Annotated in this window: 17 protein-coding genes and 1 CRISPR repeat array; of the genes, 7 read left to right on the top strand and 10 right to left on the bottom strand. The window is 49.7% G+C overall.

Annotation, left to right across the window (positions count from 1 at the left end):
* Nucleotides 1-56: 56 nt before the first annotated feature.
* From CRG49_RS02010 to CRG49_RS02000, 3 genes are all read left to right on the top strand, one after another.
* A complete protein-coding gene (locus CRG49_RS02010) occupies nucleotides 57-512 on the top strand; it encodes a hypothetical protein (protein WP_095502929.1) in 456 nt (151 codons plus the stop codon).
* A 63-nt stretch (nucleotides 513-575) separates the two neighbouring features.
* Nucleotides 576-1,487, top strand: a complete 912-nt coding sequence (locus CRG49_RS02005) for a hypothetical protein (RefSeq protein ID WP_095502928.1) — start codon at nucleotides 576-578, stop codon at nucleotides 1,485-1,487.
* A 3-nt stretch (nucleotides 1,488-1,490) separates the two neighbouring features.
* On the top strand, nucleotides 1,491-1,754 hold the full coding sequence (locus CRG49_RS02000; protein WP_095502927.1) for a pyocin activator PrtN family protein: 264 nt from the start codon (nucleotides 1,491-1,493) through the stop codon (nucleotides 1,752-1,754).
* A 32-nt stretch (nucleotides 1,755-1,786) separates the two neighbouring features.
* Here the strand turns inward: CRG49_RS02000 and CRG49_RS01995 are convergent, their stop codons facing one another.
* The gene (locus CRG49_RS01995) at nucleotides 1,787-2,944 is read right to left on the bottom strand and encodes a tyrosine-type recombinase/integrase (protein ID WP_095502926.1); all 1,158 of its coding nucleotides are present in this window, start codon (nucleotides 2,942-2,944) and stop codon (nucleotides 1,787-1,789) included.
* A gap of 99 nt (nucleotides 2,945-3,043) precedes the next feature.
* Here CRG49_RS01995 and dusA point away from each other — a divergent pair, with 99 nt between their 5' ends.
* The 3 genes from dusA (at nucleotide 3,044) to gshA (ending at nucleotide 6,914) form a co-directional block, all read left to right on the top strand.
* A complete protein-coding gene (gene dusA, locus CRG49_RS01990) occupies nucleotides 3,044-4,090 on the top strand; it encodes a tRNA dihydrouridine(20/20a) synthase DusA (RefSeq protein WP_095502925.1) in 1,047 nt (348 codons plus the stop codon).
* 207 nt (nucleotides 4,091-4,297) lie between these two features.
* Complete coding sequence (locus CRG49_RS01985) at nucleotides 4,298-5,119, top strand: CoA ester lyase (protein ID WP_095502924.1); 822 nt, start codon at nucleotides 4,298-4,300, stop codon at nucleotides 5,117-5,119.
* Between the two features lie 247 nt (nucleotides 5,120-5,366).
* Nucleotides 5,367-6,914 (top strand): glutamate--cysteine ligase, encoded by a 1,548-nt coding sequence (gene gshA, locus CRG49_RS01980; protein WP_095502923.1) that lies wholly within the window; start codon nucleotides 5,367-5,369, stop codon nucleotides 6,912-6,914.
* A gap of 179 nt (nucleotides 6,915-7,093) precedes the next feature.
* On the opposite strand, the gene putA is transcribed toward gshA, so the two are convergent.
* The 9 genes from putA to CRG49_RS01935 form a co-directional block, all read right to left on the bottom strand.
* On the bottom strand, nucleotides 7,094-10,699 hold the full coding sequence (gene putA / locus CRG49_RS01975) for a bifunctional proline dehydrogenase/L-glutamate gamma-semialdehyde dehydrogenase PutA (RefSeq protein ID WP_095502922.1): 3,606 nt from the start codon (nucleotides 10,697-10,699) through the stop codon (nucleotides 7,094-7,096).
* A gap of 223 nt (nucleotides 10,700-10,922) precedes the next feature.
* Nucleotides 10,923-15,437: a CRISPR direct-repeat array (repeat unit 32 nt; unit sequence GTTTCAACACACAGCCACCCGAAGGTGGCTGG).
* A gap of 188 nt (nucleotides 15,438-15,625) precedes the next feature.
* Nucleotides 15,626-15,919, bottom strand: a complete 294-nt coding sequence (gene cas2 / locus CRG49_RS01970; RefSeq protein WP_095503630.1) for a CRISPR-associated endonuclease Cas2 — start codon at nucleotides 15,917-15,919, stop codon at nucleotides 15,626-15,628.
* 86 nt (nucleotides 15,920-16,005) lie between these two features.
* Nucleotides 16,006-17,019 (bottom strand): type I-C CRISPR-associated endonuclease Cas1c, encoded by a 1,014-nt coding sequence (gene cas1c, locus CRG49_RS01965; protein ID WP_095503631.1) that lies wholly within the window; start codon nucleotides 17,017-17,019, stop codon nucleotides 16,006-16,008.
* Nucleotides 17,020-17,691 carry a CRISPR-associated protein Cas4 gene (gene cas4, locus CRG49_RS01960; protein WP_095503632.1) on the bottom strand — a complete coding sequence of 224 codons (672 nt, stop codon included), beginning with the start codon at nucleotides 17,689-17,691 and terminating at the stop codon, nucleotides 17,020-17,022. It lies immediately after the preceding gene.
* Entirely contained in the window at nucleotides 17,692-18,531 is an 840-nt protein-coding gene (gene cas7c / locus CRG49_RS01955) for a type I-C CRISPR-associated protein Cas7/Csd2 (protein WP_095503635.1), read from the bottom strand. It abuts the gene before it with no gap.
* Nucleotides 18,532-18,552: 21 nt separating this feature from the next.
* Nucleotides 18,553-19,221 carry a type I-C CRISPR-associated protein Cas8c/Csd1 gene (locus tag CRG49_RS13690; protein WP_154143260.1) on the bottom strand — a complete coding sequence of 223 codons (669 nt, stop codon included), beginning with the start codon at nucleotides 19,219-19,221 and terminating at the stop codon, nucleotides 18,553-18,555.
* Nucleotides 19,218-20,657, bottom strand: a complete 1,440-nt coding sequence (locus CRG49_RS01945) for a type I-C CRISPR-associated protein Cas8c/Csd1 (protein WP_095503633.1) — start codon at nucleotides 20,655-20,657, stop codon at nucleotides 19,218-19,220. The genes CRG49_RS13690 and CRG49_RS01945 overlap by 4 nt, the downstream gene beginning before the upstream one ends.
* Nucleotides 20,654-21,409, bottom strand: coding sequence for a type I-C CRISPR-associated protein Cas5c (cas5c, locus tag CRG49_RS01940; protein WP_095503634.1), 756 nt, complete (start codon nucleotides 21,407-21,409; stop codon nucleotides 20,654-20,656). Before cas5c ends, CRG49_RS01945 begins: the two co-directional genes overlap by 4 nt.
* Before the next feature lie 14 nt (nucleotides 21,410-21,423).
* A complete protein-coding gene (locus CRG49_RS01935; RefSeq protein WP_198515132.1) occupies nucleotides 21,424-22,182 on the bottom strand; it encodes a hypothetical protein in 759 nt (252 codons plus the stop codon).
* Between the two features lie 113 nt (nucleotides 22,183-22,295).
* Here CRG49_RS01935 and CRG49_RS13815 point away from each other — a divergent pair.
* Nucleotides 22,296-22,466, top strand: a 171-nt coding sequence (locus CRG49_RS13815; RefSeq protein WP_157807888.1) for a helix-turn-helix domain-containing protein, incomplete at its 3' end; no start/stop codon positions are given.

Here is a 22,466-nt window from a genome sequence, read left to right as displayed (position 1 = left end):
TTCAGTTATGATATACGCCTTGTGTATAAATAAGGCATTACATAGGAAGCCTAAAAATGGATACCGCGTACAATACAACTTATCATATACAGATGGCCAAACGTACTCTGGCAGGGAAACCCTACTCCAAGATTGTTCCCAGAGACCCTAATAGTTGGAAACAGTATGTAAAGGGTCTAAGGGAAGAGGTCTTGGGTATGCCTCTGGAGAGTTTTTGGGGGATGTTTGGGATTAAAACACCAACAGGGCATAAATACGAAAGCCCTAAAGATGCTGATGACCCTAACAAATCTCGAAATCTAAAGCTACATACCATGAAGCTAATTATGGATACTTTAGATTTGGTTTGGGAACCCACTTCAAAGTTCGGAGAATACAGTTCTATAACCCGAAACTATGCACTGACCGATGACGGTAAGGCAGCGATTGGCCTGCTCAACGCCTCAGGGCTTGAGTTAAAGGATCTAGAAGCTTTACTCTTACTGCATAGTTACTATAAATCCCATAAATAATAAACCTAAGCCTACCCAGCCGCTATCAAATCTTTGATAGCGGCTTTTTATTGGAGCAAACACATGCAAACAACCAGTCAAATGATGGCTGCTAAGAAAGCAGCCAAACGAAAAACAGAAAGCGAGCGCGCTGCCAAGCAGCAAGTCAACACCGTAGGTAAAGACCGAAACCGTATTGCGAAAGCCCAGTACAAGCAACTGGACTTCCTATATAACCTGCGAAAAGGTAAACCCTGTACCGAAGAAGAGCAATTAAACGACCTGATTCAAAATCACCTGCACTATCAAACCTTGGTGTATCAAACTGATACAACCAGCTTAGTTGTATTTGAAAAACTCTTACGCGCGTACAGCGTTATCTCAAAGGTTTACGGCGATAAAGATTTAAGTGCTTGCGTCAAAGCAGCACAAAATGCGCTTGACTGCAGCCGACAGCCGGAAGCAGATGATTACAGCCCAAACCAACGCCGCGCATTGCTTCGTCCATTACTGGAATTGTGCAACTGGGCAGAAGCTTATGGCAAAATTATTCCGGCAGCAACGCTCAGTTATATTGCCCGCTACTGCGGTTCCGTACAGACGATACTGTATACAACAGCATTTTACAGTCGACCAAAGGGTTTGGTCTCCGGCCTGTTTGATATTTTGTCAGGTCGTACGACATTCCGCGAGTTAGCCAAACAAAGTGACTTGAAAGCGTCAGAATTTAAAACTGAAATTCTGGACACAGCATGGTTACTTTATCGTGTAGTTGAGTGCGTTGAAAAGAATCTGCGACCTCCGGAAAGCATTACTGACTTGAAGAAGCCCCTTTGGAAAAAGTTCTCCAATCATGATGACGTGCAACGTGTGATTAAATGGGCAACAACAAAGTGGCTGCTTCCGTTTGAAGATAACACAGGAATCACACTGATTGATTACAAGAAATTCCGCGCCGATTGCGTGCGGATTGAGAAAGACTTTGCACTAGGATAAGTTATGAATATGCCAACCCAGCAAAAATTGCTACTCATTTATGGTAAAACCCACATCACACTGGAACAAGCAGTTAACGACTGGATACCACACATTAACGTAGATACAGCCCGTCGCAGGGCTAAAGCCCAGACCCTACCATGGCCGGTAATCGCCAGTGAAGAAAGTCAGAAATCCTCCTGCTTTGTCAGCATCTCCGCCATCGCAGAGTGGCTTGACCAAAGAGAAGAAAAAGCAAAAGAAGCGTGGGATAAGATTCATAACTAAAGGCCGTCTGAAATCATTCAGACGGCCTTTTATTAATCCACACTCAAATCTTTTTCTGCCACCGCCATCGCCTCTTTAAATTCGAGGCGTTTCGGACGTTTACGCAGATTGACGTAACGCTGCAAGCTACCCCAACTATCATGCAGCGTTACCATCTGCATCTGCGATGGCGTGAACCCATCTTCAGCCAGCCGCGTGGCCGCTTCATGACGCAAATCATGAAACCGCAAATCTTGTATACCCAAAACATGACAAGCCCGAGTAAATGCCGCACTAATACTTTTCGCATTGAGCGGCACCAAGCTATTGGCAATCCCTTGACACTTTAACATCCGAGACCGTACAGCCGGTTGTTTTAACTCGTCAATAACCTCTTTTGCTAAAGGTCTCACATCAAACCACTTATGATTACCCTTACTGCCTTGAGGATGTTTCACGTCACGAACCAACCATTCGGAGGACTCTTCCCGAAAATCGTCCAACAGCAAACGGCAAAGCTCATCCTGCCGCCGTGCCGTATAAATCGCCAGCCACATAATCAAATGCATCGGGATTAAATTGTTTTGCTGCCAGCGTGACCACTGACTATAAAAATAAGTCGTCAAACGTTGCAACTCATCATTAGTCGGCAACCTGTCCCGTTTGGCAGATTTGGCTACCAAACCCGATTTAGCCAAACCTTCAGACGCAAAATCTAATTCCTGCCAGCTCACCGGCATATCCCAAACATAAAACGCATGTTTTAAAACCGTGCGAATATACTGCAATTCCTGCAATGCCGTGGCCGCCGACACCGGCGCAACCTTTTCCGAGGGCAAACCCCTTCGGCGCATCATCACATGCTCAGCAAAATCCGAGCGGCGTAAACGGTCTAAACGAATGTCACCAAGCGGAAACGATGACAAAAACAACAAGCCCATACGTTTTGAACGCCCCATCTCAGCAGCTTCAACCAAATACCTGTTAACTGCTTCCTTTAACGTAGGCCATGTGACTTTTTTCTCACCATGCAGAATCTCAGGATTTGCTTCAATCTCCGCTTCACGTTTACGCATCCACTCCGTGGCCATCGCCTTTTTACTAAACGTCTTACTTTCGGTAAAATCCGGATACCCAGCCCGTTTGACACGGATTTGAACCCTGTAAACTATCGCGCCGCTTGGGTTTTGACGTTTTGTAATCGTACCCATTTTGCACCATCCTATTTAATGAAATTTATGGTGCAAATATGGTACATCAAAAACAACAAAACATCACAAAATAGCGCAAAATATACATAAATAAAACCAATGCAAAATTCAAAAATTCTCAATAAAAACAAGCAAGTTATTGATTACAAAGGCACTAGACGGCTATCAGTCGCGCCCATGCTCGACTGGACCGATCGCCACTACCGCCACATGGCGCGCCAAATCACGCAAAACACTTGGCTTTACAGTGAAATGATCAATTCCGGCGCAATTGTGTATGGCGACAAAAACCGCTTTCTCATGTTCAACGAAGGCGAAAATCCCGTGGCGCTGCAACTGGGCGGCAGCGACCCTGCCGAGCTGGCCAAAGCCGCCAAAGCGGTAGAAGAATACGGCTACGACGAAGTCAATCTCAACTGCGGCTGCCCCAGCCCTCGCGTGCAAAAAGGCGCATTCGGCGCTTGCTTGATGAACGAAGTCGATTTAGTGGCCGATTGTTTAAACACCATGCAAGATGCCGTGCAGATTCCCGTTACCGTCAAACACCGCATCGGTGTAGACCGCCAAACCGAATACCAAACCGTGGCTGATTTTGTCGGCACCCTACGCGACAAAACCGCCTGTAAAACTTTTATCATCCATGCCCGCAACGCATGGCTCGACGGCTTGTCACCCAAAGAAAACCGCGACATTCCACCACTGAAATACGACTACGTTTACCGCCTGAAACAAGAATTTCCCAAGCTGGAAATCCTGATTAACGGCGGCATCACCACCAACGAACAAATCGCCGAACACCTCCAACACGTCGACGGCGTGATGGTCGGGCGCGAGGCCTACCACAACCCGATGGTGATGCGCGAATGGGATCAATTGTTTTACGGCAGCAGCCACGCCCCCATCGAATACGCCGATTTGGTGCAACGCCTGTTTTCCTACAGCCAAGCTCAAATCCAAAGCGGCCGTGGCACCATCTTGCGCCACATCGTCCGCCACAGCTTAGGCCTGATGCACGGCCTCAAAGGCGCACGTACTTGGCGGCGCATGCTCTCCGATGCCCCCCTGCTCAAAGACAATGACGGCACGCTGATTTTGGAAGCATGGCGTGAAGTGGAAAAAGCCAACCGGTTTGGGTTGGGTGAATAAATCATAAAAGGCCGTCTGAAAATCAAGTTTTCAGACGGCCTTTTATCATCAAAATCCGCTACAATGTTTCTACTAAAATCATATCGTCATTTAAAAGAGAAATAAGACGAGGCAACAGCGACCACCGTGTATAAGTAATACATGAGGGAGCTGGTCACGCGGTATGATTTCTATTTTAAATGACGATAAAAAAACAAAGGAGAAACCATGCTAAACCGCCCCATTCCGAAAGTATTCCTATTCGTTCCCGCCACTCGCCCTGAGCGGATTGCCAAGGCATTTGCCAGCGGTGCGGACGAAGTGATTGTCGATTGGGAAGACACCGTCTCGCCGGAAGACAAAGCCACCGCCCGCGCCAACATCGCCGAATACTGCCACCAAGCTGGTCAGCCTGCAGTATGGGTCAGAATCAACAATTCGCGCAGCGCGTTTTATGCAGACGATGTGGCAGCGCTCAAGACTATGCCTGAAATCAAGGGGATACTGCTTTCCAAAACCGTTCACGCCGATGAAATTTCTTCGCTGCATCACGCCACGGGTAAGCCGGTGATTGCTGATATTGAATCGGCACAAGGCATGGCCGACATCGGGAAATTAGCGCGTTCAGACGGCCTGTTTGCGCTGACCTACGGCTGTTTGGACTTAGCGAATGATTTGGGCGTGAGTTATGGTACCTCCGCTGCGCAAACGGTGTTCGACCGCCTGCGCACCGATATGCTGCTGCACAGCCGAATCAACAATCTGCATCCACCCATCGAAACCACCTTCCCCGATTTCAACGACCACGAAGCCAACCGCCGAAACGCGGAATACTGGCGTGACATGGGGTTCGGCGGCGTTTTGTGTATCCACCCGAAACAAGTCGCTGCGGTGAAAGAAGCTTTAAGGCCGTCTGAAGATTTGTTGGCCTTTGCCAGAAAAGTCGTTGCCGAAGCGGAACACAGCGGCCAAGCCGTTTTCCAAGTAGATGGGCAAATGATTGATGCGCCGGTGATTGAACGGGCAAAATGGGTTTTGCGACAAAGCTAATGTAATGTTCAGACGGCCTGATCGTTACTCAAGCCGTCTGAAATCATTTTCACTGATAACTATTTTATCGGCTTATCCCTATAGCTTTTAACTAACGATTTGGCCGTCTGAATATCCGCCGTTCATTCACACATAACCATATTCCGCCGCTGCCGTTCCGTGCTAAAATCGCTCTGTTTGATGGCAGCAAACGCCATCCCGATAGCCACTTTTCGCAGAAGCCCACACTTTCTGCCAAGGAAAATACATGAACATCGAGACCCTTCCACTGTCCGGCGGCAACATCGGCATCGAGCGCGAGAGCCTGCGCACCACCGCCGACGGCCACCTTGCCGGAACACGCCACCCAGAAGCCTTGGGCAATGTCTATACCCATCCGAACATCACCATCGATTATGGCGAAGCATTGTTGGAACTGGTCACCGATCCGCATCAATCCCCGAAAGCCGTGTATCAGCAGCTTTTGGAATTACACCAATTCAGCGCGCAAAACATCGGCGAAGAACGCATGTGGGCAGCCAGCATGCCTTGCCGTCTGCCCGACAATCCCGAACACATTGAAATTGGCTACTTCGGCCAGAGCAATGGCGCCAAATTGAAGCGCCTGTATCGCGTTGGTCTGTCTTACCGCTACGGCCGCACCATGCAAATGATTGCCGGTGTACATTTCAACTATTCGCCACCTGAAAGCCTGTGGGCAGCCTTGGCCAAACAAGAAGGTGTGGAACCTACTGATGATTGGCGCAACGAGTGCTACATGGGCATGATTCGCAACATTCAGCGCCACGGCTGGCTGATTTGCCACCTGTTCGGCACCGCCCCTGCCTGCGACCAAAGCTTCCAACCGGCGCAAAATGTGCTTGACCGCCTGCACGAGCAAAGCTTTAGCTGGAAAAACGCCACCACCCTGCGCATGAGCCAACTCGGCTACCAAAACAAAGTCGATTTCAGCGTCAGCTTCAATCATCTGAACGAATACGTTCGCGATTTGGGTGCGGCGGTATTAACCCCAGCGCCGGTGTATGAATACTTGGGCTTGCGCGGCCCGGCCGGACTGTACCGCCAAATCAGCACCAATATTCTGCAAATCGCCAACGAATATTACAGTGGCGCACGTCCGAAACAAGTGATGAAAAAAGGCGAGTTGCCCATCAGCGCCTTGAGCGCGCGCGGCATCGCCTATGTTGAATTGCGCCTGCTCGACAACAATCCGTATGACCCTGCCGGCATCAGCTTGGAGCAAATTCATTTCTTGGAAAGCTTTATGCTGTGGTGTTTGCTGAAAGACTCGCCTGCATTTACCACCGCCGATTACAACGAAGCCAACCACAACCGCTTGCGCACCGCCTGCTCAGGCTTGAGCGAAGGATTCAGCCTGTTTAAAAACGGCCGCAGCATTTCCGCGCAAGATTGGGCAAATGAAATCTTGCATGAAATTCTGCCGATTGCCGAACGCCTTGACCAAGGTTCGGACAACAGCGGCTACCGCGAAGCCGTGCAAAGCCAAATCCGTGCCAACAGCGGCGAAACCCTGCGCCTGCCACAGCGCGTGCAAGCCGAAATGGCCGAACAAGAGTTCCTGCCATGGGCAATGGCCTTGACCGCGCAACATTCAGAAACCTTAAAGCAGCCGCTACCGCAAGACGTGCAAGCCAAGCTGGAAGCACAAAGCCAGCAATCCCTGCAGGAGTTTGCCGAAATCGAAGCTAAAGCCGCCGATGAAATTCCGTTTGACGACTATTTGGCCAACTATTTCAATCCGCTGCATGAATGCTTGGCAAAATTAACGGTTTAAATCGTGATAAAAAACCATGCCGTCTGAACGCTTCAGACGGCATGGTTTTTTCTTTATCTTACTCAACTGAAAAAAGATAAACTGAGACTTTTGCAAAAGCATCATTTTATACTTCAAAAGGCCGTCTGAAAGATTGAACTCTTCCCCAATCTTTCAGACGGCCTTGAGCATTTATAAAATTAATCCGACATTGCCATCAAGCTGGCGTTACCGCCCGCTGCAGTCGTGTTGATGCTACACGAAATTTCTTCAAACACCTGCAAAATATCCAAGCCGTTTTCAGACGGCAGAATGCGGATTAACGCGCCCTCGCTCGCTGCCAGCGCTTGTTTGCGTTCGGTCGGCAAATCTTCCAGCGCCACCACATGGCTGATGCCGGCGTTTTCCGGTTTATCGACAATCAGCAAATTGCCCAAATGCGCCACTTCTGTCGCCAGCGGATGATTGGCTTCAATCACGCCCTGCACACCGGCTGCGGCCAGTTGCACCAAAGCGGTGAACGACTGCACCAAATCGCCGCCGTAAATCCACACGCGTTTCGGCGCGTGCCAGCTTAATACGTTGCGCTCGCCGGTTGGGCCACACAACACCTTTTCAGCATGACGCAGCGTGCGGATACGCGCTTGGCCTAAGGTAGCGGCAATCGAGAGCTTGTATTCTTGGCTGATAGGCAGATTGTGCAACACAGCTTCCAAGCGTTTCAATACTTCGTCATCGACTTGACCGACTTTGCTCAAGGTCGGTGCAACCCATTGTTTCAGACGGCTTAAACGTTGCAGGTAGAACGGGCCGCCTGCTTTCGGACCTGTACCCGATAAGCCGTGGCCGCCAAACGGCTGCACGCCGACAACCGCGCCGACGATGTTGCGGTTGATGTACACGTTGCCCGCTTCAATGCGTTTGCGGATGTGATCCACGGTCGCATCGATGCGGCTGTGTACGCCGTGGGTCAGCGCGTAGCCTTTGCTGTTGATTTGGTCGATCAGGCTGTCGAGTTCGTCGGCACGATAGCGCACGACGTGCAACACCGGACCAAATACTTCGCGCTGCAATTCGTTTAAATTATTCAACTCAAACAAAATCGGGGCAACAAAAGTTGATTGCACCTCATCAATGCCGTCTGAAACCTTGATTTCATGGAACGATTTAGCCACACCCTTCATTTTATCAATGTGCGCCAACAGATTGGCTTGCGCTTCAGCATCGATGACGGGACCCACATCGGTGTTCAGCAAACGCGGATTACCCACCACCAATTCGTTCATCGCGCCTTTAATCATATCAATCATATGATCGGCCACGTCTTCTTGCACGCACAAAATACGCAGCGCCGAACAGCGTTGGCCGGCCGAATCGAAAGCGGAATTCAATACATCGGCGCAGACTTGTTCGGCCAATGCGGTTGAATCGACAATCATCGCATTTTGGCCGCCGGTTTCGGCAATCAATACCGGATTGTCATCGCGTTTGGCCAAGGTTTGGTTAATCAGGCGTGCCACTTCGGTCGAACCGGTGAAAATCACGCCGCTGATGCGTGAGTCTTGCGTTAAAGCCGCGCCGACTTCGCCCGCGCCCAATACCAATTGCAAGGCTTCAGACGGTACACCGGCTTCATGCATCAAAGACACAGCATACGAAGCAATCAGGCTGGTTTGCTCGGCAGGCTTAGCAACCACGGTGTTACCGGCAGCCAATGCGGCCACCACTTCACCGGTGAAAATCGCCAACGGGAAATTCCACGGGCTGATGGCGATAATCGTGCCCACGCCTTGGGTGTTGGCAGGTAAGGTTTGCTCGGCTTCATCGGCATAATAGCGGCAGAAATCAACCGCTTCACGCACTTCGGCAATGGCGTTTTGCAGCGTTTTGCCCGCTTCGCGCACCGCCAGCATCATCAATGCAGGGGTATGCTGCTCCATCAAGTCGGCCAAACGGCGCAAGCAGGCAGCGCGTTCGGCAGCCGGTGTCGCCCCCCAAGCGGCTTGCGCGGCCACAGCTTCGGCAATCGCTTCTTGCGCCAAGGCAGCATCGGCAAATGAAACCGTACCCACCACATCGCCATGATCGGCAGGATTTTTGACATCTTGCGGCGCGTTGACTTCACGCAGCTTGCCGTTAATCATCGAGGCCGTCTGAAACGCTTGCGCCGCCGATTGGTTCATTTTCTGCTGCAATTGCTGCAACACGTTTTCATTGCTCAAATCCACGCCTTGCGAATTCAGACGGCCTTTGCCGTATAAATCACGCGGCAGCGGCAACGCGGCATGCAAATGAATGCCTTCTTCGGCAATGGTGTCGAACGGGCTGCGAATCAGCTCGTCAATGCTGATTTTTTCATCAACGATTTGGTTCACAAACGATGAATTGGCACCGTTTTCCAGCAAACGGCGCACCAAATAGGCCAGCAGCGTTTCATGCGTGCCGACCGGCGCGTAAATACGCACGCGGCGGCCTAAGTTTTGTGGGCCGACCACTTGGTCGTACAGGGTTTCGCCCATGCCGTGCAAGCATTGGTGTTCAAAATCCTTGCCCTTACCCATTTCGTAAATAGCCGCCAGCGTGTAGGCATTGTGGGTGGCAAATTGTGGGAACACAGCATCTTGCGCGGCCAGCAGTTTGCGTGCACAAGCCAGATAAGAAATATCGGTATGCACTTTGCGGGTGTACACAGGATAGCCGTTGAGGCCGTCGACCTGCGCCCATTTGATTTCGCTGTCCCAATACGCGCCTTTTACCAAGCGGATCATCAGTTTTTGATTGTTGCGGCGCGCTAAATCTACCAAATAATCAATCACAAACGGGCAGCGTTTTTGGTAGGCCTGCACCACAAAACCGATGCCGTTGTAACCGGCCAAATCAGGATCAGACACCAAAGCTTCCATCAAATCCAGCGACAATTCCAAGCGATTGGCTTCTTCGGCATCGATGTTCAGGCCGATATTGTATTGTTTTGCCAAAACAAATAATGCTTTTAATTTCGGCAGCAACTCGGTCATCACGCGCTCGTGTTGCGCACGGAAATAGCGCGGATGAATCGCCGACAATTTCACGGAGATGCCGTTGCCGTCATACACGCCTTGCCCTGCCGCATCCTTGCCGATAGCGTGAATCGCGGTAACGTAATCCTGATAGTAGCGGTCGGCGTCGGCTTGGGTAAACGCCGCTTCACCCAGCATATCGAATGAGAAACGATAGCCCAGTTTTTCACGCTCTTTGCCGTTTTTCAATGCTTCTTCAATAGTTTGGCCGGTCACAAACTGCTTGCCCAGCATACGCATGGCGTAATCCACGCCTTTGCGGATCAACGGCGCACCGCCCTTGCCCAACACACGGCTCAAAGCCGAACCCAAATTCTGGTCGTTGGTCGTGGTGGTGAGTTTGCCGGTTACCAGCAAACCCCAAGCTGCCGCGTTCACAAACAGGCTTGGGCTGTGGTTCAGATGGCTTTTCCAATCGCCGTCTGAAAGCTTGTCGGCAATCAATTTATTGCGCGTGGCATTATCCGGAATGCGCAACAAAGCCTCCGCCAAACACATTAACGCCACACCCTCTTCGCTCGACAATGAAAACTCGTGCATCAACGCATCCACACCGCTGGCTTTGGTACGGCTCGCCCGCACCTGCGTCACCAAACGGCGCGCCAAATCATCGGCAGCACGACGCTCTTCACCCGTCATCTGCGCCTGTTGCAGCATATCGTTCACCGCTTCGACTTCATCGCGGCGATAAGCCTCAGTCACCGCTTGGCGCAGCGGAGTTTGTTGGGGATGGGCAAATTGGAACATGGATTTTTCTCCTGAAATCAAATGGCATTCATTCCTAAATCATATACCAAAATCACGTTCAGACGGCATGATTTTTTTAGCATACTTTAACTTAGTTCAAACTTAGATTAACTCGATAATAAAAAGGCCTCATGATACGAGGCTTTTTAATAGGGATTTAATTCCTCTAGGGGTATCGGGAGTGCTTGACTTATTCTGCTTGGTTTTTCGCCGTTACTGGATAACTTCAATACACAGCTATCCGAAGGTGGCTGACCTTTAATGATTAACCCACTGCGTTTTCAAACAAGTTTCAACACACAGCCACCCGAAGGTGGCTGGTGTTACGCCTAAGCGTTTATATGAAAAAGTCATTGTTTCAACACACAGCCACCCGAAGGTGGCTGGGTCTACTTCGGTGCCGTCTTCGAGTTTCATTTTGTTTCAACACACAGCCACCCGAAGGTGGCTGGAAGCTCGAATAACAGAAGAATCGACACCTATACAGGTTTCAACACACAGCCACCCGAAGGTGGCTGGGTGAGTAACACGCCTGAGAGTTATGCAGACTTATTGTTTCAACACACAGCCACCCGAAGGTGGCTGGTAAAAAACACAACCAAACCGGCCAGCACAACCAAGCCGTTTCAACACACAGCCACCCGAAGGTGGCTGGACGGTCAAAAAAACCGCCTGAACGATATTCGTCTAGTGTGTTTCAACACACAGCCACCCGAAGGTGGCTGGGCGCACCAAGCAGGACGGAAGCGATACATACAAATTTGTTTCAACACACAGCCACCCGAAGGTGGCTGGGAGTTTCTAATTCTGCCACGAAGTCAGGCACTTTGTTTCAACACACAGCCACCCGAAGGTGGCTGGCTGTGAGTTGTTGAAATCCTTTTTGATTGTTGCTGTTTCAACACACAGCCACCCGAAGGTGGCTGGGACCTGGAAGAGACGACGGCAAATATTCATCAAGGTTTCAACACACAGCCACCCGAAGGTGGCTGGGCAGACCCATTTCATGAAAGGAAAGCTATGAAGCTGTTTCAACACACAGCCACCCGAAGGTGGCTGGGGCCGCGTAGAGCGCATTAAAAACACCCTGTATCTGTTTCAACACACAGCCACCCGAAGGTGGCTGGATGTGCGGATTTTGCAGCCGCGATATTTCCAGCGTGTTTCAACACACAGCCACCCGAAGGTGGCTGGCGATAAGAAAACGTGGTATATCCCTGCTGGGCAAGTTTCAACACACAGCCACCCGAAGGTGGCTGGATGCAGGGAGTGCACCGGACAAGCCCAAAGGATTTGTTTCAACACACAGCCACCCGAAGGTGGCTGGCACGATTGCAGAGAAGCAAGATGAGTGGGCGGAGGTTTCAACACACAGCCACCCGAAGGTGGCTGGTGCCGACAATGCCCGATATATTCCGCTGACAAATGTTTCAACACACAGCCACCCGAAGGTGGCTGGAAAAGGTGTTTGCAAATGACACTGACGGCACGTTGTTTCAACACACAGCCACCCGAAGGTGGCTGGTCCTTTACCTGACAACAGGTTATACCGACTGGAGCGTTTCAACACACAGCCACCCGAAGGTGGCTGGGCCATTGGCTTAAGCGATGCCGACAAGCTCATGTTCGTTTCAACACACAGCCACCCGAAGGTGGCTGGCAAATTGCTTTGCGATATTGCGCTGTTTATATGGTTTCAACACACAGCCACCCGAAGGTGGCTGGTTTTCTATTTACAACCCTTTCAAAGACAAAGGATTGGTTTCAACACACAGCCACCCGAAGGTGGCTGGTTTAGTGTATTCCACTTCAATCAGGCGAACTTCCTGTTTCAACACACAGCCACCCGAAGGTGGCTGGATCGGGTAAATAACGGATTTCTGCATCACGGCTGTTTCAACACACAGCCACCCGAAGGTGGCTGGGTGTGACTTTCAACATACAAGCAAACATCAGGTGCTGTTTCAACACACAGCCACCCGAAGGTGGCTGGAAATAGACGACATATCCGTCTTAATGCCCGAAAGTGTTTCAACACACAGCCACCCGAAGGTGGCTGGGATCTTCTCGCATTTTAAAAAACACATTGACAATGTTTCAACACACAGCCACCCGAAGGTGGCTGGACGACTGGTATAAGCGCCAAGAAGCCTACGACGAAGTTTCAACACACAGCCACCCGAAGGTGGCTGGGCGTGATGCCTTGGCGGCGAAGGGTGGATTTGGAACGAAGTTTCAACACACAGCCACCCGAAGGTGGCTGGTCGCCAAATGAGGCTCTTCCGCTCATCAATTGTGTTTCAACACACAGCCACCCGAAGGTGGCTGGTGCCGACAATGCCCGATATATTCCGCTGACAAATGTTTCAACACACAGCCACCCGAAGGTGGCTGGGTGCATTTTCAGGAAGTTCGCCTGATTGAAGTGGTTTCAACACACAGCCACCCGAAGGTGGCTGGCTGTGCGTTTGTGATGGCCTCTTCGATGGTGTCCCCGTTTCAACACACAGCCACCCGAAGGTGGCTGGACATCACCATATTCAAGCGCACGCCACGTCTTATAGTTTCAACACACAGCCACCCGAAGGTGGCTGGCCGGTGAAGCAAAAATTGACTATGTAAGCCGTGTGAATGTTTCAACACACAGCCACCCGAAGGTGGCTGGATGAAGAGGCTGTTGAAGAAGTCGGCACGGACGAAGTTTCAACACACAGCCACCCGAAGGTGGCTGGGCCGAAAGCGCCGTTTATTCTGATGAACATCATCAATGTTTCAACACACAGCCACCCGAAGGTGGCTGGTCTACGGCCGCTAAAAAATGGGCTGAATCAACCGGTGTTTCAACACACAGCCACCCGAAGGTGGCTGGTTCAGCAAATCCACACGCTTCCATGCTGGCTGGCGTTTCAACACACAGCCACCCGAAGGTGGCTGGATCAGACGCCAAACGCGCTCGAACTTCTTCAGCAGTTTCAACACACAGCCACCCGAAGGTGGCTGGAGGTCATGATTCAAATTAAAGGGCAAGATGAGAAGTTTCAACACACAGCCACCCGAAGGTGGCTGGGACCGTTACAACAAATGCATGGCGGTGAACTGATGGTTTCAACACACAGCCACCCGAAGGTGGCTGGCCACCCGATAACGTGCTTCGCGCCGCTCAAATCGTTTCAACACACAGCCACCCGAAGGTGGCTGGGTCAGTCCCTGCTTTTGCACGTAGGTCTCGGAATTGTTTCAACACACAGCCACCCGAAGGTGGCTGGCTACGACACAGAAAAAGGCGTGCCGTATTTTGATGTTTCAACACACAGCCACCCGAAGGTGGCTGGGGAAAACGACGATTTTGATTTAGACGGCATGGATGTTTCAACACACAGCCACCCGAAGGTGGCTGGGACAAGACGACGGCGAAGAATTGCCGCCGGAAGATGTTTCAACACACAGCCACCCGAAGGTGGCTGGGCGGCTCCCCTGCTCCTTTGCAACCCACCAAATGAGTTTCAACACACAGCCACCCGAAGGTGGCTGGCAATAGCTGCAGCCGGTTTTTTCGAGCCGTCAACAGTTTCAACACACAGCCACCCGAAGGTGGCTGGGCTGACAAGGGTTTTGCAATCAAATCTTCTAAGATGTTTCAACACACAGCCACCCGAAGGTGGCTGGAGGTAGAAGGCGGCCGCATTGGTTTTGTTCATCGTGTTTCAACACACAGCCACCCGAAGGTGGCTGGGGGTTCAAGCGTTAAATCGGTTAGCTTGGCTGAATTGTTTCAACACACAGCCACCCGAAGGTGGCTGGAAGCAGCTAACGGGTTGCTGGATTGGTTGAAGCTGTTTCAACACACAGCCACCCGAAGGTGGCTGGGGACGACTAATCAGCGTAAACAGGCGGTCTTTATGTTTCAACACACAGCCACCCGAAGGTGGCTGGTTGGCTGATTTTAATGCAGCTTTCGGCGGAAATATGTTTCAACACACAGCCACCCGAAGGTGGCTGGGCTGTTAAAACTGGTTCAGTATCATTTGTTTGGCGTTTCAACACACAGCCACCCGAAGGTGGCTGGGTTGGTTTTACCAGAGCCAGCATTTTGGGGAGATGTTTCAACACACAGCCACCCGAAGGTGGCTGGTTGGCTTATCATGGCCAGCCACTTCACAAAGGGCGTGTTTCAACACACAGCCACCCGAAGGTGGCTGGCTCTTCAACGCGGTGCAAATATTGCTGACCGATTGTTTCAACACACAGCCACCCGAAGGTGGCTGGACGCGGCCAATACAGTTGACGTAGCGACAGGCCATGTTTCAACACACAGCCACCCGAAGGTGGCTGGGCATATGCTGTATTCCGTTTGGGCGCAAGAAAGCATGTTTCAACACACAGCCACCCGAAGGTGGCTGGTCATACATTCCAACCTTTAATAACAGCACGGCTTGTTTCAACACACAGCCACCCGAAGGTGGCTGGATCCGGCGCGCTCACCGCTACCGGCGTGAAAACCGCGCTTGTTTCAACACACAGCCACCCGAAGGTGGCTGGCATTTAACAGGGCGCGTGCTTCTGCCTGTTTGCGTGTTTCAACACACAGCCACCCGAAGGTGGCTGGCAAAGCAATTTGGTGCAAAGTGGGATGCCGATAAGTTTCAACACACAGCCACCCGAAGGTGGCTGGGTTCAGCCTGTCAAGATGCCATCAACGAAGCCCTGTTTCAACACACAGCCACCCGAAGGTGGCTGGAGCCCCTTGTACAATCCTTACCAATCAAGGCAGATAATGCACTGATTCGCTAGCGTTATTCAAGAGAGCCGAAAAAATTATAGCACACTCCTGCAAAAGGCATTAATCAAAAATAAGTCCTCATTTTTAAAGAACATTTCTCAATCGCTAACTTCCTGATGATTTCATGAGAACCAGTGGTCAGCGATTCAGATAATCAATGTATCTTGGAAAATATCCACCGCCGGTTTGGCGCCGTGATGTTCGACTTTTCTGCGCCATTTGCTGCCCAAATGGTAAAAGCGTAAGCTGTCTGTTTCGGGGTTGTAGGTTTTGAGCAGTTTGTCTTTGAGCACGACCCATTGATCGGGGGTAATGTCGCATTCGAATACCGAAAATTGCACGCGCACGCCGTAATCTTGGCAGTGTTTGGCGATTCGCCGCAATCTGGCTTGGCCTTGCGCATCTTCCAATGAAATATCGTAAGTAATCAGCATTAACATTAATCTTTCCCCTATTGATAAGCAGCAGAGGCCGTCTGAATATTGTTTCTTCCACTTATTTTCAGACGGCCTAAAGCATACCCTGCCTAACGTATTAAAAACGGCGGATATTCGGCCAAGTCACCGCGTAAATGTCTGGCCAACAGCATGGCCTGAATATGCGGCAGCAAACCGATTGCCACTTCTTCCTGCAAAAAAGGATGAAGGATTTTTTCCTGTTTCTTTGCCTGCAGGGTTTGAAACAATAATTTGCGCGCCTCAGCCTTTAAAACTACTGCGCCGCCTGCCTCGCGGGTAAAATCCTGCGGCTTGATTTGGCCGCGGTTAATCAGCGACAACACCAGCCTATCCGCCCACCAAGCGCGGAATTCTTCTAAGACGTCTTGTGCCAAACTGTCGCGCCCCGGCCTATCCGCATGCAGAAAACCCACTTGCGGATCCAGCCCCACGCCTTGCAGCGCACCACTAATGTCTTTGCCTAAAATACTGTATGTAAATGATAACAACGCATTGACTTCATCGCGCGGTGGGCGGCGGTTGCGGCCATTGAACACAAAACCGCTTTTTTCATTAACCAAATGCTGAAACACCCCAAAATAACGCGCCGCCGCATCGCCTTCAATCCCGCGTATCACATCCAAATCATGGGCAAGCTTCAATTGCTGCACGCTAAAATTCAAAGCCGTAATGGCCGTCTGAATATCGGCATTCTCCCCATGATTGCGGATTTGACGTTGCAACACCCGCTTACTAGATTGAATTTTGGCAGCGATGATATTGCGCGCAATCGGTACAGGATCGCTTTCCGACCGCCGATACTGCGCCCGCCTGAGCAACACATTGCCACTCTGCCGCCCCTGCAAACGCCCTAAAAACCGCCCGTTTTCGGTAAAAAACGCCAGATTGACATTATTTTCACCACAAAATCCCATCAAAAACGGCGACACTAACACATTTCCAAAGCAGAAAATATGCCCGATGGAATGAATCGGCAACTGCGCCACTTTTTTACGCTCTTGCTCCACCACCAAAGTTTCCCGTTCTTTATGAAGATAAGAGCCTTGCGTGGTGATATAGAGGGTGTTTTGGAGTTTTTTCATTTAACTTTCTCCAAATAACGCTTCTGTATATTTTACCGACAGATCCTGCCCAAATAATTTCGGTTCACAAATATCCAACAGCGAACATGCCTGACAATGTTTGCCGTATTCTGCCTGCGGCGTTTGCCCGCTTTCCAAAAGCTGTCTGACCTTGCCAATAGTCTCAATCGTTTGCTTTCTGAGGCCGTCTGAAAGGATAACAGGCAGACGATGACGGGTTTGCATATACCACAATGCCCCTTCATCAATCGACTGCCCGGTCATTTCTTCCAAACACAGAGCTTGGGCGCATAATTGAATTTCGTCCATCGCCGTCGGCTTTGGTTTGCCGCGCTTGTATTCGACAGGTTTCAGATGGCCTGATTGCAAATCATGTTCCACCATATCGACAATACCGCTCACGCCCAACTTTTCTGCCGACACATGCACGCTGCGCTCAAAGCGTACACCTTTGCGGGTTTCCGGTTCGCCCGAATCGACACGCTCATGCAAAGCACGTCCTTGCGCGGTGAGAAAATTCTCCGCCCACGCCTGTTCGCTATGGATTAACGCACACTGACGCGGGCAGAAGGCGTAATGCTGCAGGGCGGAGAGGGGAATCTGACGTTGGTCATATTTTTTATTCTGCCCTGCTGCTGGGATTTGCGTAGTAGATGGCAAATCAATCGACATTTAGAAACCTTCAATTTCCTGTGGCTGCAATCCTTCAAGATTCTCCAGTTGGTAACTTCCGTCAGGATTTACCGTTAAGCTACCGTGTACTTTGGCAGATGAATATTGGCCTGATTTGCAATTGTGTTCCCACCAAATCAGTTTCAATACTTGCATTGAGCCTTCAGGACGGGCGGAAGATGCGTCGCCTTCAAACAGTTTGGTGAGCACGGCTTTGATTTTGTCGGCGTCTTCGTCGGAAAAGCCGGTGCGTTCGGCAAGTTGCGGCGACATGGCACCGAAGGCAACGTAAATGCCGCTGTCCACGCGGTGTTTCATGCCCATGGTGTCCGAGCTTTTTTTTGTGCCGTCGCCTTCGCCGCTGACGCTTTTCGTAATTTGTGTGCTAGTGATATTAACCGGTTCGACGCTAAATGCAGATTGAATAGTTACCGGACCGCGCACGGCGATAGATACGCCCGCACCGTCGTCGCTTTTGCCGAAAGCAAATACCTGCCCGAAACTGCGCACATCCAGCCATTTTGCACAGGCAGCTTTGGCGGTTTCGTCTTTATTGGCTTTTTTGCCGAACGCTTCCGCCCCCAAGCCGACGTCTTTGTCTTTAGCACGATTGGCAAGGCTGGTCATACCGTCGGTTTTCTTTTCGTCAGATTGCACAAAGATGTTTTCACCGTTACTTTGCAGGCGGTCGCGGATTTTGCGTTTTAAGCAAACGTCGGTCATTTCACCGATTCCGGCAAAATCGGAACGCGGGCGGTTGCCGTTTAAAGGATCGCCGTTGGGATTGGCATTGGTTACTTTAAGAATCAGGGCGAAGTCGATTTTTTTAGTTAAAGACATTTTATTCATCTCCATAAGGGGTTAATGGGTTTCGGTTTGGTCTTGTTCGTCTTGTTCAGACGTGGTATTTGAGCTGTTGCGGTAAGCCATTTTTTGGCTGTGATAGCCAAGCAGAAATTCGCCGTCCAACGGTTTATCCAGCGGACTTTTTAATTCATTTAGAGCTGACATAATTTCATCAATCTCTTTTTCTCGATTGCGTAAAAATCCTATATAGCGGTTGCTGCGCAGGCGGTTTTTGTAGGGTTCGAGTCCGAGCTCGATTTGCAACCAAGTGCTTAGAGGACGCACAGCAAAACGCTGCATATACCTTTCGGCGTTAGTTGATCGATTTTCATCGGCAATTCTTAAAGCCGTACTTTCCAATTTTTCCGCCACCGCCAATAATCTGCCAAACAGATAATCGCGCGAGCGGTTTTCTTTGTCTAAACTCATAAGGTAAGTTCTCCGTTGTGATAAATCGTGATGACGGGCACGCCAGCCTTTATATAAGGCACAGGCGACACCGATATTGCGTTGCCAGTTTGTATGACGAATTTTTTCTCCATCTTCAGGGCGATGATTTGCATAAGGGTTGCAGGCCGTCTGAAAGCTTTTCTGTACCAAATCATAAGGGATCGGCACTTGTCTGCCGCCGGCAATCACAGGTAATAACCGGGCGTAGAGCTGTTTTTTCAGGGTATCGCTCAATGCCTTTCCGTAAACGGCGTGGCCGATGTCAAAAGGCGAAGGCGGCAATACCGGCCAAAGGGTTTGTTTGTCGGTTTTTTACCGTTTTTCTTCTCGATGCTGCGGCGTTGATACCAGGCAAAATCGTCTACCCATGCGTCCAGATTGTCGAAGTAGTCAGCAGGCAGAAATTCTTGATAGTAAGTTAATGCCATGCGACCATCCGTTGATTTATCTACCATTAGCAAAGAAATTTGCTCATGCTCTTCCAGTTCGGCTTTATAACCATGCAGTTTTTTCTTGATAATTTCTGCTGCCGACTTCCCAACATTACTTGACCAATCTTTGCTTGAAGTTTTTTCTTCAAACGACATATCAATTTCAGTTTCACTTTCAACCGCACTTGTATCTAAATTGTCCCAGTCAATCACACCAAAAGAATCTTTCATCGGCGATGGAACTTCTTTACCACTAATCGCCCAAACAACTGTTTTTTGATCACCGTTGCTGATACCTTGACGTTTTATCAACCACTTCAATATATTGAATGCCTTTTGAGAGACATCCCTTCCCAAGGTTACAGCCTGGCTACCTAGTTCAGATTTTGCTCCATTGTCTTTATCTCCATAAAACCTGCCCCGAAAAGTAAATCCGGTATCATCATTAGCAGAAACTAATTTGGCATTACCGTCGATTTTCGGATATGCCTCCACCGGATAATCTTCTTCTCCGGTTACGTAACATAACGCTTTATTTTTATTGCCTTGTTCAGATTGATTTTCTTGGTATTTAATCCATTGCTTCTTGATATTACCTTTACTCCATAAATCAGAATGAGGGTCATTAGGTATTTCCACTGCCCATACGATCGTCAAACCAAATGGATCATCTTTAACAGATAACAGGATATTATCTTCAAAAGAAAAATATTTTTTCTCGATCAAGTCTTCAATCAGCGAACCTTTTTGGATATACCGCAAAACAATGTTTATCTCCTGCAAATGGCTAAACTCAGCCCAATCGGATAGTTGCTTCTCATAAAATTCAAAACAGCTTTGATATTTTGCTTTTTCCGCATCGGCAAATTTTTGTTTTTCCTCATCAGTGCCTGCAAGAAATTCTTTCCATTTTTTGCCATTGGTTTTTTCCGCTATTTTGGAAAGATACTCAATCGTCAAATATCGTTTTGCGGTCTTGGCGATATATTGCAAACCATCGTGTAACGCATATGCTGCAATCGTTGATCCGGAACGTTTTGACGATTTTTCAGTTATTTGAATAGGAACCTGCTTTTTGCCTTCAAACCGTTCTGCCCGCACCAATTCCGCCTTATCGTTTAGAACAATTTTCAAGTGAACCGCTTTAGACAGATGAAAAGGCAATGCCAATTCTTCATCATCCAATCCTTGGTTTTGGACAAATTCATACGTCCGATACAGTTTCTGCATCCAGCTCATAATCCCAACTCCTTAGCCTCGTCTTCCACAGGCTTCACGTTTTCACCGCGTTTAAACGGTTTTTCGGGTTTCATTTTTCGGATAAAGCGGGTTTTCAGGCTGCCCGAAACGTCATTCACGCTTGGGAACTCAATCTTGCCGCGCTGCATACCGGCATTCCAAAAGCGGCTGATCAGCTCATGTTTGCCCGTTTCTTCCGGATAGCCGAAGCTGTGGAACATCAAACCGAAATCCAGATTGTCGATTTCATCGTAAAAGCCTTTACCTGAACCGAATTCACACGGTTCGACATAGCCCTGACAATCGCGGGTGCCGAGGAAAATATCCTGCCGACCGCCACGCTGGAGCATTCGTTCGGCAATCGCGGTATGTTTGCCTTCATTGCGATCGCCCTTGAGTTCTTCCCAGTTTTCGTTCCAGGTAAAATGCGCTTCTACCTGATATTCCACGTCTTGCAGAAAAGTATAGATAGCTAACGTATGATGGGCACCTTTAGGTGATTCCCATTGTCTTGGCTTGGTGGATTTGCTTTGGGTATGGATAGGCTTCATAACCCGCACGCGGTCGATGTGCCAAATCAGAGTCGGTTTCCAGTAAATGCTTTTTAAAATACCTTTAAGTGCCTCGTAAGTCGGCACTTGATAACTGAATTTCTCACCGCCGATTTTAGTGACGGGGTCGGTAAACAAGGCCTGCCGTCCCCAGACACGAAAGCAGAACGGTTTACTGCGGAATGTATTTTTGTTGTTCATCACATTTCCTTAAATCACAATTCATAAAAAGTCATCGCACCGACTTCATCGACGGACAAGCCGTATTCGTCGCTGTAATAACGTTCTTTTAAATAATAAATACCCAAACCGGCCTGCACTTCCTGAACGGCTTGTTCTTTTTCCAGTTTTTCCCACACATTCGGAAATACATTCACGCTGTAACGCTGCGCTTTGGCCAAAGTGTGGTACATCTCTTTCGGATCCCAGGCTCCGCACAGTTCGGCGATTAAATCTTTACCTTTGCCATAGGGCACAATCACGGCACGGGTTGGTGCCTCAATCGCCTGGAAGGCTCTCCCCGCACTTTTGAACGACTGCATCAGCAACGGTAATTTAGGACGGCGTTTGTCGTTTTTCGCGGCATAGGCGTTTAAACGGTTATCGGAAAGCCAGTCTAACAGGCTGCCTGAAGTGCTGCCTTTAACCGTATAACTCATCTCGCTGCTGCGGTTATAAAAATAGTATTCAAAATACTGCCGCATAGCGTTAGGCTGTAAAATGTCCTGCTCGGCGAATTCGCGCAGTACGCGTTCGGCATTTCTCTGCCCTTGGTCAATATCGGGCAGCACCCGTGCCAAATTCGGCTCTTGCAGGTTCAGCACATATACCTGCCCTTTGCCCGCTTTCTCCCCATGACGATTACACCGTCCCGCCGCTTGGGCTATGCTGTCCAGCCCGCCTAAAGCTCGAATCACACAACTCATGGAAATATCCACCCCCGCTTCAATCAACTGGGTGCTAATGCAGATCACGGGTTGTTTGTTTTTTAGACGGCCTTACATTCGCCTAACAAGTGCAATTTCCAATAACAGAAAAGGCCAGTATGCGGTAGTATACTGCCTTTCCTGACAAGAAAGATTGCAATATGGCCTACACACAACTGACCTCACACCAAAGATACTACATTTCCAGACATTACCGCAACCTACCCCTAAACCAAATCGCACAGAACATCGGTTGTCATCCCGCCACCGTCAGTCGGGAAATCAGACGGCATTCCGTCAACGGAACCTACTGTTACCGAAAAGCACAACAG

Source organism: Neisseria sp. N95_16 (assembly GCF_002551535.2).
Classification (GTDB): Bacteria; Pseudomonadota; Gammaproteobacteria; order Burkholderiales; family Neisseriaceae; genus Neisseria; species Neisseria brasiliensis.
The sequence above is the reverse complement of the archived record's forward strand: the minus strand, read 5'-3'. Positions and strand labels throughout refer to the sequence as shown.